The sequence below is a fragment of the Lacticaseibacillus sharpeae JCM 1186 = DSM 20505 genome (assembly GCF_001436225.1).
Taxonomy (GTDB): domain Bacteria; phylum Bacillota; class Bacilli; order Lactobacillales; family Lactobacillaceae; genus Lacticaseibacillus; species Lacticaseibacillus sharpeae.
The window spans coordinates 77,381-94,207 of record NZ_AYYO01000055.1 but is presented as its reverse complement, the minus strand read 5'-3'; the positions used below and the strand labels follow the sequence as shown (position 1 = coordinate 94,207).

The following is a 16,827-nucleotide window of genomic DNA, read 5'->3' as shown; positions in this document are numbered from 1 at the left end:
TGTAGTTAATCTGCGTTGGCAAAATGTTGCTGAGATGTTGCCAAAATGTTAAATGGCGGGTCTTGGCTTCAGCGCTGCAGCAATAAACGCAATCACCACAAGAATCGCAGCAACTACACTTAAGGCGATGAATGCTGCATTGATTCCGGCATAGGTGGTCGCACCGTGGCCGAATTGGCTCATTAGGCTAGTTGCCCCAACCATACTGATGGCACCCGCAATCGTGCGTAGCGTGGTGATAATCGCCGAACCGTCTGCTGATAAGCGTTCAGACAGAGCTGCCAGCCCCCATGATACTAGGGGCATCATTAAAGTTGCGACTGCAAGCATGCGTGCCATGTACATAAACACGATGTACCAAACCGCGGTCGTTGCCGATACCGCGGCCAAGCCGGCGCAGCTTAAAGTCAAGGCAACACTGCCGATGATTAGTAATGGCTTCATACCGATACGATCATACAGCTTGCCGGCAATCGGCGACCATAGCAACATGACCAGCGATCCGGGCAGGGTAATCAGACCACTCGCGGTTGCGGTCATTCCTCGTAAACTTTGTAAGTAGATTGGCAGCAGCAACGAACCAGCCATCATCACGGCATATAGTAGCATGCTGGCAAGCAAAGCGAGGACAAATGGCCGATTTGATAACGGACGTAAACTCAAAAACGGGCTCTGGGCCTTGAGCTGTCGGTGCACAAACAGGATCAGACTGATTGCTGCGACAATGAGCAAACCGGTCGCAAACCTTGGGGCGGTCGTGAGTTGATCTAGGCCCAAGGTGAGACCGCCGAAGCCAATTGCGGATAGGCCAAACGAATACCAGTCCAAGCGGGTTGCTTCAGTGGCGGAAATATTCTTGGCGAGAAGCACAGCTAAAACCAGTGTGAATAAGGTCAGTACGGCTCCACCGAAGAAAATCGCGCGGTAACCGAACATATCGGATACGTAGCCGGCCAGCGTTGGGGCGATGATGGGCACGCCGCCAACCGTTAAACCGTAGATACCCATGTAGGTTCCGGTTTGGGTGTGCGGGAATAATTGTAGAATCGCGACTTGCGTGATGGAAACAAAAATCCCTGAGGCTAACGCTTGGAGCACGCGGCCAACAAGCATTATCGTTAAGCTATTCGCCAGACCAGAGATTACCAACCCGATAGTGAATAATCCGAGGCCGCTGATAATAACTTGGCGGGTCGAAAAACGGCGTAGCAAAAATGGGGTGACCGGAATCATGATGCCCATTGCTAGGGTGAAGGCACTAGTGAGCCACTGGCCGGCAACCGCGTTGACTTGTAAACTCGTCATGATTGCGGGTAAAACGGTGGTCATGGCTGTTTGCATCAGCGAACTGGCAACGCAGCTTAGTAATAAAATGATAAATAGGTGATTTGCTTGGGTTTTAGAAAGTTTAGACATGTTAGCTCCTAATTCATTAATTAAACATTTGTTGAGATTATGATAAACTAGAGTCAAATCCAGTACCACCATCATTATTTGAACAAACGTCTTATTAATCGGAGTAATCATGGCTAACACGAAAAATAATCAGCGTTATCAAGATACAGACACGAAAATTAAACAGGCATATTTGGACTTGATCACGAAAGAACCAAATCGCCGCGTCAAGGTAATTGATTTGTGTCAAACGGCGGCAATCAACCGAGCGACGTTTTATGCCCATTATTATGATGTCGATGCGGTTGCTGAAAACATTCAGCAAACCATGATGGGAGAATTAGTCGATGCTTTGCAAGCTGCGGACTTACAGCAAGTGTTTACTGAAGTGCTGAAGCTAATCAAGGCACAGCGCACGTTCTTCTATCATGTTTTTGTGACGGAGCGCTCCGCCAAGAGTATCGACGTGCTTCAGGAACTAGCGCCGCGGATTGATGCCGCGCGCACCATGAGTGGTTCGCGACTGTTCAACTATCAACTTGCTTTCTTTAATGGGGGCATGGCGTCTTTGTTCCAAGCGTGGCTCCAAGAGAATTGCCAGACGCCAATTCCGGTGCTGGTGGAATTGTTGATGAGTAAGGTGAACGGTTTTGATGCATGATATATAAAGCTCGTTGTCTTGAATACAGTAATTCGAGGCCGCTAATTTGTGGTGCTTTTACCCAGAATGACCACGACTGAAAAACCGTCGAATCGAGTTGCGTGGATTTAATCAGCATTGCAATAGTAAACGAAGCCTGACCGCTGGGGGTCAGGCTTCGTTTACGTGTTTGTGTTTCCGCTGAAATGTATTATTCGCCGTATAGACGCCGCAGATAATAATCATGGCCCCCAGCATTTGGGGGAGACTGAATGCCTCATTTAGCCACAAAACGCCGGCAACGATTGAGACGACAGTGGAGACGCCGATGAAGGAGGCGGTCTTGTTGACCCCAATTTGCGCAATCGCGTAGTTCGATAGGAACAGGGCGAAAACAGAACTACCGATGCCTTGGTAGAGGACGGCAACCGTGAAGCTTAGGTTTTTAACGGGCAGTCTGATTAGATTTGACATTGTCCCGTGAAGGCCAGCTTCAATTAGCGCCATGATGACAAAGGCAATCGCCCCGGCCGCTAACATGATATAGGTGATTTCAATGCCAGTGTAGGCTGCAGCTTTTTCAACGTAGACGCTGTACAGAGCGTAGGTGACGACGGCTAACAGCAAAAACAGGTACCCAATCATGGAGAGGCTCGCGCTCGCGCCGGCGGCCAGCACGGTTACTAGCACGCCAACGAGGGTAATTAGAATGCCCAGTACTTGCATGCGCGTTGGATATTTGTGCAAAATCAAGGCGGAGGCAATTAGGGCCGCAACCGGAATGCAGGCCAGGAAGACGCCACTTTCTGACGCCGTGGTGTTGCTGATGCCAAAGGTTTCGCCGATAAAGTAGAGGACTGGATCGAAAATGGCGACGAGTAGCAGTGGCTTTAATTTTTTCCCTTTGAAATTGACGTGGACGATGCCGAGTGCAATCAGAACGGTCAAGGCAAGAAAGGCAATCAAGAAGCGCCACCCCAGTAATGCTAACGGACTGGCAGCGTCGGTTGCTTGTTTGGTAAAAATGTAGCTCAATCCGTACAGTGCTTCACAGCCTAACGCGGCCAGGCTCCCTAAAATTACGCTAGTTGTTTTTCGTGTGTTCATTCAATTATACCGCCGTTTAATCATCATTTATGTTTATTTATGCAAGCACAAAGTTCATTATATCCTAAATGATGCCGGTTATGGGTGGTGGCAGTGAATTCAGTGGCGTAAATTTTTAGTTATATGCTGAATGCTTTCGGACGTTCATCGACGACCCGTAGCATAACTGAAAGCCGGATTGCGTTGACATTGTACATCAAGTGTACTATTTTAAAATGGTACATCAGATATACTAAACGAGGCGATGAATTTGAATGAAATGGCGAGTGCTTCAGAACAGATATCGTTGTTCTGCCGCCTGAATGTGAATGCAAGGGTTGATTTACCCATCCGCTCCAGTGAAATGGGTATGTTGATCTACCTGTGTCAAGATGATATCCAAGCCACACCCATGGCGGTTGCCGCATACTTCCAAGTCACTAAAGCGATGGCGACGAACATGGCAACTGCGCTCGTCCGGCAAGGTTACCTGCAGAAAATACCATCAACAACTGATCACCGGCAAAAATATTTGGTGCCGACGGTGAAGGCCCGCACGTTGGTTGATTCGACGTACCAAAAATATTTTCAATCGGTGCAATTAATTAAAGATAAACTCGGACCGGAACAATTTGCCCAGCTAATTCACAACTTAACGCTCGCTAATCAAGTGCTATTGGAGGCCAGACGTGATGAGTAAAATCCTAATTACTGGTGCTTCGGGTAATGTTGGCAGTTACGTGGCCCAGTACGCGCTGCAACAGGGCGCACAAGTTAAACTGGCGGGACGCAATGTCGACCGTTTGCACGCCCAGTTTGGCCAAGACGCAGACTGCGTGAATTTTGATTTCACGGACGCCAGCACATTTGCCGCGGCACTGGCGGATGTTGACCGGGTGTTTTTAATGCGACCGCCGTATCTCGGTAAACCTCAAGACCTTAAACCATTTATTGAAGCAATGGCGGCAACAGGTTCGATGAAACTCGTCAGTTTTTTGTCGCTCATTGGTGTCGAGCACAATCCGGTGCCACCACATCACAAGATTGAAAAGTATATCGAACAGGCCGGTTTGCCGTATTGTCATATTCGCCCGAGCTTTTTCATGCAAAATCTCAGTGGTGTGCACGCATTTGAAATCAAGTATTTCAATCGGATTGTAGTTCCGGTCAAAGAAGCACGCACCAGTTTCATTGACGCTGAGGATATTGGTGAACTCACCGCTAACGTGCTGGTGCATCCGGAAAGACACACCAACCAGGCATATGCAATCACTGGCAGCGAGGCACTTAATTACGAGCAGGTTGCCCGGATTCTCAGTGACGTCCTTGGTCGCCAGATTACTTACGCGAATCCGGCGCCGCGCCTTTCCAAACAGTATTGGATTAATGTGCGCGGATTAGACCCTGAGTATTCTAAGGTCATGGGAATGTTGTACATGATGACGCGGATGGGTACAGCCAAAGGAACCACAGATGTGTTCGCACGGGTGATGGGCAAGGCGACGCAGACTTTCCGGCAGTTTGCCGAGAAGAACCGTGATGCCTGGCTGTAGATAACGTAACTGGACGCAGAAAAGCCTGACTTTAGTTGGTCAGGCTTTTTTGCATAAATGGATTATTAGTTGCGTAATGGTGGATGGCTTTGGGCTATACTGAGAACGAAGCTGCACAATAGAGCACGAGCATGATAATGGAGGAACTGGTGATGACTGATTTACGTAAATTCAAGACCAAGCGCGATATCCAGGCCGGCCTCATCGCCAAGCTGCAGACCAAACGTTTTACCGAGGTCACAGTGAATGACATCTGCACCGCGGCGTTAGTTGGGCGCAGCACGTTTTATCACCACTACGTCGACAAGTATGCGTTGCTCACGGAAATGGTGAGCGAACGCGCGGCTGAGTTCGACCGCCTACTTGATGAGCGGGTGGCGGTGGTAACTGATGATGAACCGCTGCTGGCGCTGTATGAGCAGCTTGAAGGGGATGCTGCGACCATCACGTGCTTGCTGCAGGTGCATGAACACGACGGCGACCTTAGTGCACGTTATCTGTATAGCTTGGCGCGGCACGCAGAAACGTTGCTGCCACGGGTAACTCTGCCAGTTCCACAAGATTTTGTGCTCGAGCTCTACTCGACCACGGCGCTCACGGCCATCAGTTGGTCACTGCGCCACGGTGAACCAGAGGCGATTTCGCACTTCATGAATCAGGTGGTCAAAACGATGCTTAGTACGGAAGCGTGATGACGTGCGGATCTGTGTGAGTATCATGGTTGGCTAGGGCCTCGATGCAATTGGGGTTGTGGGCCATGTCCCGGACCCAACCTAGACTGGTGATGGCGGCTTTGCGACTCGTGCAAATGCCGGGGGTCAGCATGTCTTCCCAAGAGCGATTGGCGTAACCGACATCCGCGGCCAGCAGCACGTATTTGCCGTCGCTGCCCCGAACCAAGGTGGCGGACATTCCGGTCGCGTGGCCAGCCGTGTGTACCTGAAGTACGCTGCCGTCGCCGAAGACATCGAATGTTTCGCCGGTGGGACCGACGCCTGTGTTTTCGTACTGGTAGGTTTGCACGTTGACGCCGCGCCATTCACTGGGCAGATATACGAGCGGGAGGTGGTTAGCCACGCGCCACTCTGGTGCGGACACCAAGATCTTTTTGGCGGCGGCCACATGTTTGAGCCCGCTGACGTGATCACAGTGCAGGTGGCTTAACAGCACATAATCCAGGTCTGCAGGCGTGTAGCCGAGTGCCTTCAACTGTTCATCAATGGCCCAACCGGCAGGCAGGTAGCCGGTGTTAATCTGCACTTGCATGCCCAGTTCCTTCCAGTTACTGGTGCGCACTTGCTTGTTCCAGCCAGTGTCGATGAGCACTAGGCCCTTGGGGTGTTCAATTAGGTAACTTGAAACTGGCAAAGTTACTTGGTTTTTCTCTGACCGGAACAGTCCGGTGAATGCTAACGGGTTGCGGTATAGGCCGTGGAACGGTAATGCCTTGTCGACCTTGACTAAGCCTGTGTGCAGTACGTGAATTTTAATTTCTTCTGTCATAATGTGCCTCCGATTAGTTGATGGACTTAGCATATTGCAGCGGCACGCCGGTTGGTAGAATTGATTTGGGGCGAAGTGTGCCAAAGGAGACAGATGGACGGGGTAGTGTCTCGTAAACGACACTATTGTTAATTCAAACCAATTGATTAGCGAGTCGATGGGTGTCAGTAAGGCGATTCGACAAGCTTGATACTTAGTTGTTATTGAATTTTTAATATCGATGTTTCTCCGTATGGCTTATATTTATGGTGGTCGCCAAGAGCCTGCTTGTTTTATTCTGCGAGTGTGTGTAGAATATAAGTATCGAAGTCGATCATTTATAGCACCGAAAAAGCTACCCCGGCTGCCAACTATGGGTAGCTTTTTTTGTGCAAAAAAACACCCCGAGGCTGCCACAGTCATGGGGTGTTTCGCGAATTTGACGATAATCGTTACTTACGGTCGTGTGGGTCGTCAAGTACGTACTTCAGCAAAGCGAGAAGCACGCCCACGACGATCGGGGCGACAACGAATTTTTCGAAGTCGGTCAATGTTAGCACCTCCCTTCAGGGTAACCCGAGGGAACGTAACGACTTCTAGAGTATATCTTGACATGGTTAATTTTGGTTATTAAATTGTGGTTACAGACACGCAACGGCATGGTTAATTGCAAAACAAAGGTTGCATGATTAAGGTTGCTGCTGTATAACGTGTATGTACACGAAAGGAGATGTGGCACATGGCCCATCATTTTCAAGAGTCCTGCGCGTACTTCACCGCGGCGAAGTACATGCGCGCAGTCGAACGCCACGCTGACGCGGCGTTTGCCCCAACCGGGATGAAGCCGGCATACAGTTACATCATGCTCACACTGGAGGACGCACATCCCCAAAGCGTGACCGACTTGGCCGATGTTCTTGGTTACGAACGTTCAAGTATGTCGCGAATGGTTAAGACTTTGGCCGGCAAAGGGCTGGTTGAATTAACGTCGCAGGGACGGACCACACAGGTTGATTTTGGGGCCCAGGCCGCTGACTTGTTGCCGATTGCTGATGAGTGTCTGGCACAGTGGGGACGAACAACCGATGCACTTCTTGGACAGGAGAAAAAAGTAATGGTTGACGCATTAGTCGCAAACACACGAAAGCTGGAAGATTGATGGCAACATATCATAAAATTTTGGTCGATGGGTTGCACATTTTTTATCGCGAAGCAGGTGATGAGAATTCTCCAGTGATGCTCTTGCTTCATGGTTTTCCAAGTGCCAGCCACATGTTTCGCGACTTGATTCCGCTTTTGGAAGATAAATACCACATTATCGCACCCGATTTTGTCGGCTTTGGGCAGTCTGACGCGCCAGCAGGTTTTGACTACACATTTGCGCAACTGACAGCAGTTACAGCGGACCTGTTGACTGAACTTAAAATCACCAGCTACTACATGTATGTGTTCGATTACGGTGCGCCAATCGGTTTCCGCCTAGCCATGGCCGATCCGCACGCTATTTTGGGCATCGTTAGTCAAAATGGGAACGTGTATGCGCAGGGGTTAGGGCCGAAGTGGGCAGAGCGCGCCAAATACTGGGCACACCCGACACCAGAATTACGCAGCAAGTATGAGTCTGCGTTTGCACCTGAAACAATTCGCGGACAGTATTTGGACGGAACGAGGCCGGGTAGTGTTTCGCCGGATGGGTACACTTTGGATATTGCGTACACGCATACTGAGGGGTACGCCAAGCGCCAATCAGATTTGATTTTTGATTATCAAACTAATGTGGCGTTGTACCCGCAGTTTCAAAAATATTTACGGCAGTATCAGCCCAAACTGCTCGCTGTTTGGGGTAAAAATGATTCGTCCTTTATTCCAGCTGGGGCGTTAGCATTTAAAAATGACCTGCCCAGTGCACATGTCGAACTTCTGGATACGGGGCACTTTGCGCTGGAAACACACGCCAAAGAAATTGCCGCGTTAATTCGCGAAGAGTTTTGAGAACAATCGCTTGTTACGCACAACGAAGCGTTTGAATGTATTCAACGCAAAAAAGTGCCGCCAGCAATGTCATTTCGGCACTGCTGGCGGCATTTTTCATTGTTAAACTATTCTGGATCCGTTGCGACCAGCGCCCCGGCAAGATTGTTCATGTCGGGTTTGTCGGCGGTCACAATCAGCTGCTCATTGACGAACGCATTCTGCCCCAGCGCGCTCATCTCGCGGCCGTAACCGGACTTCTTGATGCCGCCGAACGGCAACTCGGGCAGCGTCACCATGAAGTTGTTAACGAAGACCATTCCGGTTTCAATCTGCGCGGCGACTTGCTTGCCGCGGTTGGCATCACCGGCGAAGACAATGCCGCCAAGCCCAAGGTCGGAATCATTGGCCAGGTCGATGGCTTCCTGGTCGCTGTTCACCTTGTAAACCTGGGCAACAGGGCCGAACATCTCCTGCGAGTAGGCGGGGTTATCTGGTTTGATGTCGGTCAGAATTGTTGGCTGGAAAAATTGGCCAGGCAGATTAATTGGCTCGTTGCCGTAAACCAGCGTGGCGCCGTGGGCAATGGCGTCATCGACCTGCTTTTGCAGCTTGTCCTTGGCCCGCTTGGAGTTCATCGGTGCGAGTGTCGTGTCCTTGGCCATTGGGTCACCCGGCTTAACCTTGCTGAAGTTCTCCTTCAACTTGGCAACGAACTGGTCGTAAAGGTTGGCCGCCACGATGAACCGCTTGGATGACGTGCAGACCTGACCGGCGTTGTACAGGCGGGTGCGCCAAGCAATGTCCGTGACGGTGTCGATGTCGGCATCATCCAGGACGATGAAGGCGTCGGTGCCGCCGAGTTCCATCGTGTTCTTCTTCAGGTTGGCGCCGGCTTCCCGCGCAACGCTAACCCCACCGCGTTCGGAACCGGTGAGCGCCACGGCCTGCACGCGCTTGTCGGCAATGATGTCAGACACTTGGTCATAGCTCAAATAGAGGTTGGCGAGACTGGCATCTGGTGCGGTCGATTCGTGCACGATTTGCTCGAAAGCGTGGGCGGAACCAGGCGTGATGGATGCGTGTTTTAGAATCATCGGGTTGCCGACCATGAAGTTGGGAGCAAAGACCCGCATGATTTGGTAGTAAGGGAAGTTCCAAGGTTCAACCATCATCAAGATACCGAGCGGGTGCTTGCGGATTTCCGCTGTGCCGTTCGCCCGCGAATCGAGCTGGACTGGCCGCAAGAGGTCGGCGCCGTGGTCGGCAAAGTAGTCGGCGATGAGCGCGCACAGTTCCACTTCGCCGAGTGCTTCCCGGTACAGCTTGCCCATGTCGGTGACCATGGTGGTGGCCAGGTCCTTGGCGTGGAGGCGCATTAAACGCGCAATGTCGCGCAGCTGGTCAGCCCGGGTTGCGGGCGCTTCGTGTTCCCACTCCTTGAATAATTTTTGGCCGTGAACTAGTGCCGTTTCAATGTCCGCGGACGTTGCGTTGGGGTATTCTTTTACCACTTCATTGGTGTATGGATTCACAGTTCTGTAAGCCATGATTAATTCCTCCTAACCTTAATTCGGTCACTTACTATAATTCTGTATACATGTTCAGTTTAAGCCTGAGGTGGTTGCGATTGGGCGAAAAAGCGAAAAAAGTTGCGCGACAATCTGTCGGTTTTGCCGGTTGTTGTGGCATTAATTGCTGACCCTGGATTTTCTATGCAGCACTTTGCTTGTTTTGTCTAGGTGGCGGCGATTCGGTATAATGAAATCGGTACCACAAAGGAGGAATTGCTAATGCCAATTAATTTGAAAGATGTTCAAGATGTCTACAAGGATGCTGGGGATAACATCATCTTTGCGACCATGGACCTGCTCAGGCAAGACCATTCTGCGGATTTAGCGATGATTCAGGACCTCGCCGAACACTTGCCGGCGTTCGAGTCGTCGCTAAACGTGCGCTACCCGGACGCCGGGTTGGCCGTGGCTTTTGGGTTGTCACGGCGGGCGTGGGATTACCTGTTCCCAGATGCACCACGGCCGGCAGAGCTCGAGGAGTTCCAGCCGGTGGTGGGGCCAAAATACACGGCGCCGGCGACCCCGGCGGACCTGTTCTTCCACATTCGCGCGAAGAACTCGGCGGTGCCGTTTGAACTGATGAGTCAGGTGATGGACCGAATCAAGACGCAGGTGAAGGTTATCGACGAGACGCATGGGTTCCGCTACTTTGAAGGGCGGGCCATCATCGGGTTTGTCGACGGCACCGAGAATCCGAGCGCTTTGGATACGCCGGACTACGCGGTGATTGGTGACGAGGATCCACGTTTCATTAACGGGTCCTACGCGTTCGCCCAGATGTACCACCACGATATGGACGCGTGGAACCGGCTGAAGACGGAACAACAGGAAGCCGCGATTGGCCGCAAGAAGTTCAATGACGTTGAACTCGAAGATGAGGATAAAGCAGAGAACGCGCACAACGTGGTTTCGCAGGACAATGAAGGCGGCGTTGAGCACAAGATTGTGCGCATGAATGTGCCGTTCAGTAATCCCACTGAAGGGCTCAACGGGACGTATTTCATCGGCTACGCGCGCCACTGGACCGTCACCAAGCGGATGCTCGAGGGGATGTTCTCTAAGTCCGACCGCCTGCTCGACTTCTCTACGCCAGTCAGTGGGGAGTTGTTCTTCATTCCGTCACTGAGCGTGCTGGGGAAGATTGCGGACGGGGAAGAATTCTAAATTGCACCAAGTAAAAGAGACATGCGGCTGCATGTCTCTTTTTGCTGGAGTTATTAATTACGCATCAAGAACAGGTCGGTTAATTCGGCAACTATCTGCTCCCTTGTCAACATTCGCACGTTTCGTTGGTATGTATACGAAGCGTTTTTCAGCGCTGCTAGCAACATATCGGCGCGGAACTCACATGTCTCTATGCTTAATGTGGGAATTGCGGCATGCAAAATTTGGCTGAAGACCGTCATGATTGACTGGTAGATATCGCTTGTGTAGAAATTTTTGCCGTTAGTTGCCTCGATACCGGCATCAACGTTCTGTAGCAGATCGATGTTGGTTTCACGAAACTGTAGATACCATGTTAGGACGGTTTGAAATTGGATGATTGGGGTTTCATCGGTGTCTGCAAAATAGCTGTGACTCTTGTCCGCAAATACGGCCAGATTATCATACACTAATGCCATACAAAGGGCTGACTTGCTGGCATAATGTCGGTATAGCGTGCCGGCACCAATTCCCAGAGTTTTCGCAATTCGGTTCATACTGACATCAGCAACACCGTATTTGGTAAATAGTTGTTGGGCACAACGGATGATTTCTTGTTGATTTGCTAGAGCATCGCTACGCATATTGATTCCTCCACGTTGACAAACGGACATCTCTCCGCTTATTATACATCTGTATTCATCTGGAGGCGATGTTTTGGTCAATATTTTGTTAGGTTTGTTAATTGGCATCTTTGTGAGTCTTGTCGGTGGTGGTGGGGCATCGTTGTATCTGGGCGTACTTAGCAGTCAGTTGCCCACTGGAACTGCAGTTTCGACATCGTTGATTGTGGCATTACCCGCGCTGTTCTTTGGCACGCTGGTGCAGATGCGACTGCACAACGTTCACTTCAAAATGGGGAATCAGCTCATCATCGCGGCAATTCCAAGCATTCTGATCGGCACGGTTTTAAGCAGGTTCATTCCATCCAAGCTGTACACAATTGTTATTGGGCTGCTATTAACCGTCATGGGCATTATTGTGTTGCGCAAGAATTTACGACATGCTAATTCGACAGGTCAAGCCCCCAAGGAGCGACCACTTGTGGCGTATGCGCTTGGTGCGCTGAGCGGACTCATGGTCGGAATGGGCGGGCTCAGTGGCGGGGCTACCACGGTTGCTGGGTTGTCGATGATGGGGCTGACGACATTCGAAGCTGCCGGGACGACGACCTACGTGCTCTGCGCCATGTCCTTGGTTGGTTTTCTGAGTCACCTATTAACCAGCACGATTGCGTGGTCCGCTGGGATTACGTTAATGATTGGTGCCATTATCGGCTCGATTTTGACCCCCATAGTATTATCGAGATTGGACTTGCGTAAGCTGGATCACCCGCTGGGCATTTTCTTAGGAGTTGTGATTGTGTATTTCGGGGTTAAAATGCTAGTGACGGCGTGATTTTGCACCCACTGGGAGGAAATCTGAAAATGATTAAATATCGGACTAACGCACACCTTGATATTGATACGTTTAAGGACCTGATTAAGCGGACAACGCTGAACCGGGACCTTGGCGATGATGCGAAGGTGCAGCGGATGCTGGATAATGCGGATTTCCTGTACACAGCGTGGGATGGCGACCGCGTTGTGGGCTTCATTCGCGGGCTGACCGATTACGGGGATGTCGTTTACGTCGCTGATTTGGGAATCGACCAGGAATATTGGCGGCAAGGAATTGGTAAGAGCCTGCTGAACCTAATTGATCAGGAGCTGGGGACGAAGATGCATGTCGTGTTGCTGGCTTCTGAATTGGCCGCTGATTATTATGCCAAAGTTGGGTTTGCTAAGCATCCGCGGGGGTATATTAAAAGCCCGAAGTAATGGAAAATGATACGGAGCGGTGTGCATGGGTCTTATCGGCCTGTGCACATCGTTTTTTTAGCATAACCCGCACAGTTTTTAGTCCGCTTTGCCCCTAGGTATATAATTAATCCAGATATTTAACGTGAAAGAGGTCAACCAATGCAAGCATCACAGTCCGACAAGAATCCCTGGCGTCGCAATCTATACATACTCTGGGGTTGCACGTTCATCTCCGGCACGGCGTCGTCCGAAATCATGCCGTTCATGTCGCTGTACGTGACGGAACTCGGGAACTTCACCAAGGCTCAGGTGTCTTTCTACGCTGGACTAATTTTTGCCGCGACCTTCCTCGTCACGGCCTTAGTGTCCCCGCTGTGGGGTGCGTTGGCGGATAAAAAAGGGCGCAAGGTGATGCTGATTCGCGCGGCCTTCGGAATGGGACTGGCAATGCTGCTGATGGGATTCGCTCAGACCGTGTGGCAGATGATTGCGTTGCGGGCGTTGCAGGGCCTGTTCGCCGGGTTCGTCTCGAACTCGCAAGCGTTGATTGCCTCGCAGGCGCCACGCAAGGATAGCGGGCGAGCACTCGGCACACTAGTCACGGGCCAGACGTCGGGGACGCTCATGGGCCCGATTCTCGGTGGGGTACTGGCGCAGGTCTTCTCAATTCGCGTGACGTTCTTCATCACGGCCGGATTGCTGTTCCTTGCGGGCACCATTTCACTCATTTGGGTCAAAGAGCATTTCGTTCCGCAGCCACCATTGCCGAAGACGGGACGGCGCGGGCTGGCGGGACTGCTCACCAACTTTCAGAATCCGAAGCTGATCGTCGTGCTCCTCACTTCAACGATGATTGTGCAGCTGGGGAACACCTCGATTGCGCCAATTATCAGCTTCTATATTAAAGAGCTCATGCACGGTCAGGGACCGGTGGCGATGGTCGCGGGTATCATTGCGGCACTGCCGGGGATGTCCAACATCATCGCGGCTCCCCGTCTTGGGGCGTACGGCGACCGGCACGGTTCGGGCAGGATCCTGCTGGCGGGATATCTGTTTGCCATTCTGGTCTACTTGCCGCAGGGATTCGTCGGTAGCGTCATTTTACTTGGTGTGTTGCGGTTCTTCGTCGGCATTTCAGACGGGGCCTTGTTCCCAACCATCCAGACGCTGCTGAACAAGAACTCACCGAAACAGATGACAAGCCTGATTTTCTCGTGGAATCAATCGTTTCAGGCACTTGGCAACATGTTTGGTGCCCTGCTCGGTGGGGCCATCTCGGGCTTATTCGATTACAACGTTGTGTTCATCGGGACGGCGGCGCTCATGCTGATCAATCTGATGATGCTGTGGTTCACGGAGCCGAGTTTGCGACGCTCACAGCAGCTATAGCTTTTTGGCGCGAAATGTCATGGGTTATGCTGCCGCTTGTCGAGATTGCCTATTTGCTTGGATATAGCGAACCCAGTGCCTTTTCCAGGGCATTCCGGCAGTGGACGGGGGAGAGTTTTTCGAGTTATAGCGGAGCACAAGTTAACTGAATATGGCCGCTGATCGTCAACCTTGTTGCGGAATGCTTCGTGGTTGGCGATTTTTGTTGTTCATTTTTTTGCAGTTGGTTGTTGACACATTAATAGTTAAGCCCTAAACTGTAAACAACTTAACTAAGGGGTAAATTCAAATGAACGAACATACGATTATTGTCACTGGTGGGAACTCTGGTCTTGGTTACGAAACGGCCAAGAACATTGCGCACGCGCGGCAGAACGACACGATTATTATCGCCAGCCGGAATCAGAAGAAAGCCGCAGCGGCACGGCAGAAGATGGAAGCTGCGACTGGCAACCACAATATTGTCATTCGGCCGCTGGATCTTGGGTCGTTGCAATCGGTTCGTGATTTCGCCCGCGACTTCAAGAATGAGAACTTCCCGCCGCTTTATGGACTAGTCTGCAATGCTGGGCTGAATCCAACCAACTTGAGTTATACTAAGGAAGGCTTCGAGACGACATTCGGGGTGAATTATCTAGGACATTTCTTGCTCGTTAACTTGTTGCTGTCGTCAGTTGAAGAACATGGGCGGATTGTGTTTGTCTCCAGCGACACACACAATCCACCGAAGTTATTTCCATTCCCGGCGCCAAGCTTCACGGATATTGAACCACTCGCGCACCCGACTGCTGATAGCAACGCCCTGTTACGCTATCCAACTTCGAAGCTGCTGGACTTGATGGCGGCATATATCTTCGCGGAGAAGATTGCGACGCAGACGGATAAGCACATTACGGTGAATGCATTCAATCCGGGGCTCATGACCGGCACCAATTTGAATGGTGATTCTGGGGCTAATCGCGTAATGAAGTTCACGATGAACGCCTTCTCTTACCTGATTGGTCGTCACGGAAGCGCAGAGACTTCCGGTCAGGCGCTGGCGGCGATGGTGACCGACAGTCGTTATAATGACGTTAATGGTAAGTATATCGACCGCGGAAAGGATACCAAGTCCTCGCCGGCATCGTATGATCTAACAGCTCAGGCGAAGCTGTGGCAGCAGAGTTTGGCACTAGCACAAGTTCAGAATGATGAAACGATTCTCAAGTAGGAGCTACCAATGGCAGAAGACCTTAAAACAATGTATTTGAAGACAATCTTTCAGTTCAAAAACCTGATTAATACTGAATTCGGTCGCGGAAAGCAGCGGGTGCTGAGCCTGACCGATCTATTGATTATGCAAGGCATCGCCGACCGGCAGAGTTCAGCGGCCATTGCGGCAGATTTGCGACTGACGAAAGCGGCGGTATCACAATGCACGTCCGCGCTGGCCAAGAAGGGTTACATTACCCGGACAATTGATCCTGATAATCGGCGCAATTTAACACTGACGTTGACGGATGTGGGGCAGGAACAATTGGCGACAACGAATGCAGAGTTCGATACTGCGTTCACTGATTTCGTCAAGGATATGGGTGAATCGGACCTGCAGCAGATGCTAGCGTTAATGAAGAGAATGAGTACGATAATTGGCTAAAAAACAGACCCATCTCAGTATCAGCACTGAGGCGGGCCTGTTTTTGCTTGTTATTACAGATTCTCGCTAAAGAAACTACTTAGCTTGCCAAACGGAATCAGCTCCGTGCGGTCGTACAAATCGACGTGGCCAGCACCCGCAACTTTGTACAATTCCTTTGGTTCAGCCGCCTTGGCGTAAGCTTCCTCGCTGAAGTTCAGAGACATTGCGTGGTCGCCGGCAATAAAGAGTAGTGGCCGTGGCGCGATGGTTTCAATGTCACTGAGCGAGTAGAAGTTCAGCAGCTTCGCGAAGGTGGTTAGGGTCGGGTGTGTCGTGGTGTCAGCGGCGCCACGCTGGGTGCGGTAGAAGTCGTAGAACTCAGTGGCAAAGGCATCGGAATGCGCGTCGATGGTTTCGGGTGTCCCCGAAGTGTAGGCAATCGCGCCACCAGCGGCTTCAACGTTGCGCTGCGTGGATGCCTGATCGACCATCGCGTGTGTCCCCAGCATGTCACGCATGCCGCGAGCCACGGCACCCATGTCGGTCAGACTGACGGTGGCGATGGCCTTCAGCCGCGTGTCGATTTTAGCCTCGTTGATGGCGAAACTGCCGGATGCGCAGATGCCGAGCACGCCGATACGTTCGGCGTCAACGAATGCCAATTGACCGAGGTAATCGGCGCCGGCGGAAAAACTTTCGGAGTACAGGTCTGGTGCCATAGCGTTCCGTAGTCGGCCGTCGCTAGCGCCCCAGAAGACCTGGTCGAAGGCGAGGGTGACAAAGCCCGCTTCGGCAAGTTTGGTGGCGTACAGGTTAGCTGACTGTTCCTTGACCGCACCATTGGGAGCCCCGACAATTAGTGCGGCGTGTGTAATGTTCTTGTCGAGATTCTTGGGCGTGAACAGATTCCCGGCCAGTTGCATGCCGTACACGTTCGGGAAAGATACGGCCTGTTTAACAACCACCGTGCTGGTGTACCAGTTGTCGGCGCCGTGGCTCGTATCGCCGGTCGTCAGTTCTGGGTTGCGGTTCGCAACGTTCGCGCGTCCGGCGAGATATTCGGGGTTGTTCAAAGGTTTGGTCATAGCAATTCTCCATTCTACTGTTTGTGTGT

The 16,827-nt window shown here is 51.4% G+C and carries 18 protein-coding genes; 12 read left to right on the top strand and 6 right to left on the bottom strand.

Features of this window, described 5'->3' with window-relative positions; genetic code table 11:
• Positions 1-48: 48 nt before the first annotated feature.
• Positions 49-1,416, bottom strand: a complete 1,368-nt coding sequence (locus FC18_RS10235) for a DHA2 family efflux MFS transporter permease subunit (protein ID WP_162207885.1) — start codon at positions 1,414-1,416, stop codon at positions 49-51.
• Between the two features lie 109 nt (positions 1,417-1,525).
• Between FC18_RS10235 and FC18_RS10230 the strand changes: the two genes are divergently transcribed.
• A complete protein-coding gene (locus tag FC18_RS10230; protein WP_054676952.1) occupies positions 1,526-2,056 on the top strand; it encodes a hypothetical protein in 531 nt (176 codons plus the stop codon).
• A 150-nt stretch (positions 2,057-2,206) separates the two neighbouring features.
• On the opposite strand, the gene FC18_RS10225 is transcribed toward FC18_RS10230, so the two are convergent.
• Positions 2,207-3,142, bottom strand: a complete 936-nt coding sequence (locus FC18_RS10225) for a DMT family transporter (RefSeq protein WP_056976230.1) — start codon at positions 3,140-3,142, stop codon at positions 2,207-2,209.
• A 250-nt stretch (positions 3,143-3,392) separates the two neighbouring features.
• Between FC18_RS10225 and FC18_RS10220 the strand changes: the two genes are divergently transcribed.
• From FC18_RS10220 to FC18_RS10210, 3 genes are all read left to right on the top strand, one after another.
• Positions 3,393-3,821, top strand: a complete 429-nt coding sequence (locus FC18_RS10220) for a MarR family winged helix-turn-helix transcriptional regulator (protein ID WP_056976228.1) — start codon at positions 3,393-3,395, stop codon at positions 3,819-3,821.
• The gene (locus tag FC18_RS10215) at positions 3,814-4,674 is read left to right on the top strand and encodes an NmrA family NAD(P)-binding protein (protein WP_054676957.1); all 861 of its coding nucleotides are present in this window, start codon (positions 3,814-3,816) and stop codon (positions 4,672-4,674) included. The genes FC18_RS10220 and FC18_RS10215 overlap by 8 nt, the downstream gene beginning before the upstream one ends.
• A gap of 152 nt (positions 4,675-4,826) precedes the next feature.
• Entirely contained in the window at positions 4,827-5,366 is a 540-nt protein-coding gene (locus tag FC18_RS10210) for a TetR/AcrR family transcriptional regulator (protein ID WP_054676959.1), read from the top strand.
• On the opposite strand, the gene FC18_RS10205 is transcribed toward FC18_RS10210, so the two are convergent.
• Positions 5,350-6,177 (bottom strand): N-acyl homoserine lactonase family protein, encoded by an 828-nt coding sequence (locus FC18_RS10205; RefSeq protein WP_056976226.1) that lies wholly within the window; start codon positions 6,175-6,177, stop codon positions 5,350-5,352. The two genes, FC18_RS10210 and FC18_RS10205, sit on opposite strands and share 17 nt — an antisense overlap.
• 718 nt (positions 6,178-6,895) lie before the next feature.
• On the opposite strand from FC18_RS10205, the gene FC18_RS10200 reads away from it, so the two are divergent.
• Positions 6,896-7,315, top strand: a complete 420-nt coding sequence (locus FC18_RS10200; RefSeq protein ID WP_054676962.1) for a MarR family winged helix-turn-helix transcriptional regulator — start codon at positions 6,896-6,898, stop codon at positions 7,313-7,315.
• Entirely contained in the window at positions 7,315-8,148 is an 834-nt protein-coding gene (locus FC18_RS10195; RefSeq protein WP_056976224.1) for an alpha/beta fold hydrolase, read from the top strand. Before FC18_RS10200 ends, FC18_RS10195 begins: the two co-directional genes overlap by 1 nt.
• A gap of 107 nt (positions 8,149-8,255) precedes the next feature.
• Here the strand turns inward: FC18_RS10195 and FC18_RS10190 are convergent, their stop codons facing one another.
• Positions 8,256-9,677 carry an NAD-dependent succinate-semialdehyde dehydrogenase gene (locus FC18_RS10190; protein ID WP_054676965.1) on the bottom strand — a complete coding sequence of 474 codons (1,422 nt, stop codon included), beginning with the start codon at positions 9,675-9,677 and terminating at the stop codon, positions 8,256-8,258.
• Positions 9,678-9,920: 243 nt separating this feature from the next.
• On the opposite strand from FC18_RS10190, the gene FC18_RS10185 reads away from it, so the two are divergent.
• Positions 9,921-10,865, top strand: a complete 945-nt coding sequence (locus tag FC18_RS10185; protein ID WP_056976221.1) for a Dyp-type peroxidase — start codon at positions 9,921-9,923, stop codon at positions 10,863-10,865.
• Positions 10,866-10,918: 53 nt separating this feature from the next.
• Here the strand turns inward: FC18_RS10185 and FC18_RS10180 are convergent, their stop codons facing one another.
• Positions 10,919-11,488, bottom strand: a complete 570-nt coding sequence (locus FC18_RS10180) for a TetR/AcrR family transcriptional regulator (protein ID WP_054676968.1) — start codon at positions 11,486-11,488, stop codon at positions 10,919-10,921.
• Between the two features lie 73 nt (positions 11,489-11,561).
• On the opposite strand from FC18_RS10180, the gene FC18_RS10175 reads away from it, so the two are divergent.
• The 5 genes from FC18_RS10175 (at position 11,562) to FC18_RS10155 (ending at position 15,731) form a co-directional block, all read left to right on the top strand.
• On the top strand, positions 11,562-12,302 hold the full coding sequence (locus tag FC18_RS10175) for a sulfite exporter TauE/SafE family protein (RefSeq protein ID WP_082403857.1): 741 nt from the start codon (positions 11,562-11,564) through the stop codon (positions 12,300-12,302).
• A gap of 29 nt (positions 12,303-12,331) precedes the next feature.
• The gene (locus FC18_RS10170; protein WP_056976219.1) at positions 12,332-12,724 is read left to right on the top strand and encodes a GNAT family N-acetyltransferase; all 393 of its coding nucleotides are present in this window, start codon (positions 12,332-12,334) and stop codon (positions 12,722-12,724) included.
• 141 nt (positions 12,725-12,865) lie between these two features.
• Positions 12,866-14,095 carry an MFS transporter gene (locus FC18_RS10165; protein ID WP_054676973.1) on the top strand — a complete coding sequence of 410 codons (1,230 nt, stop codon included), beginning with the start codon at positions 12,866-12,868 and terminating at the stop codon, positions 14,093-14,095.
• 289 nt (positions 14,096-14,384) lie between these two features.
• Positions 14,385-15,305: an SDR family NAD(P)-dependent oxidoreductase gene (locus tag FC18_RS10160; RefSeq protein ID WP_054676975.1), complete on the top strand. Its 921-nt coding sequence runs from the start codon at positions 14,385-14,387 to the stop codon at positions 15,303-15,305.
• Between the two features lie 9 nt (positions 15,306-15,314).
• Entirely contained in the window at positions 15,315-15,731 is a 417-nt protein-coding gene (locus FC18_RS10155; protein WP_054676978.1) for a MarR family winged helix-turn-helix transcriptional regulator, read from the top strand.
• A gap of 53 nt (positions 15,732-15,784) precedes the next feature.
• Here FC18_RS10155 and FC18_RS10150 read toward each other — a convergent pair whose 3' ends face one another.
• The gene (locus tag FC18_RS10150) at positions 15,785-16,798 is read right to left on the bottom strand and encodes an alpha/beta hydrolase (protein ID WP_202813299.1); all 1,014 of its coding nucleotides are present in this window, start codon (positions 16,796-16,798) and stop codon (positions 15,785-15,787) included.
• Positions 16,799-16,827 lie beyond the last annotated feature (29 nt).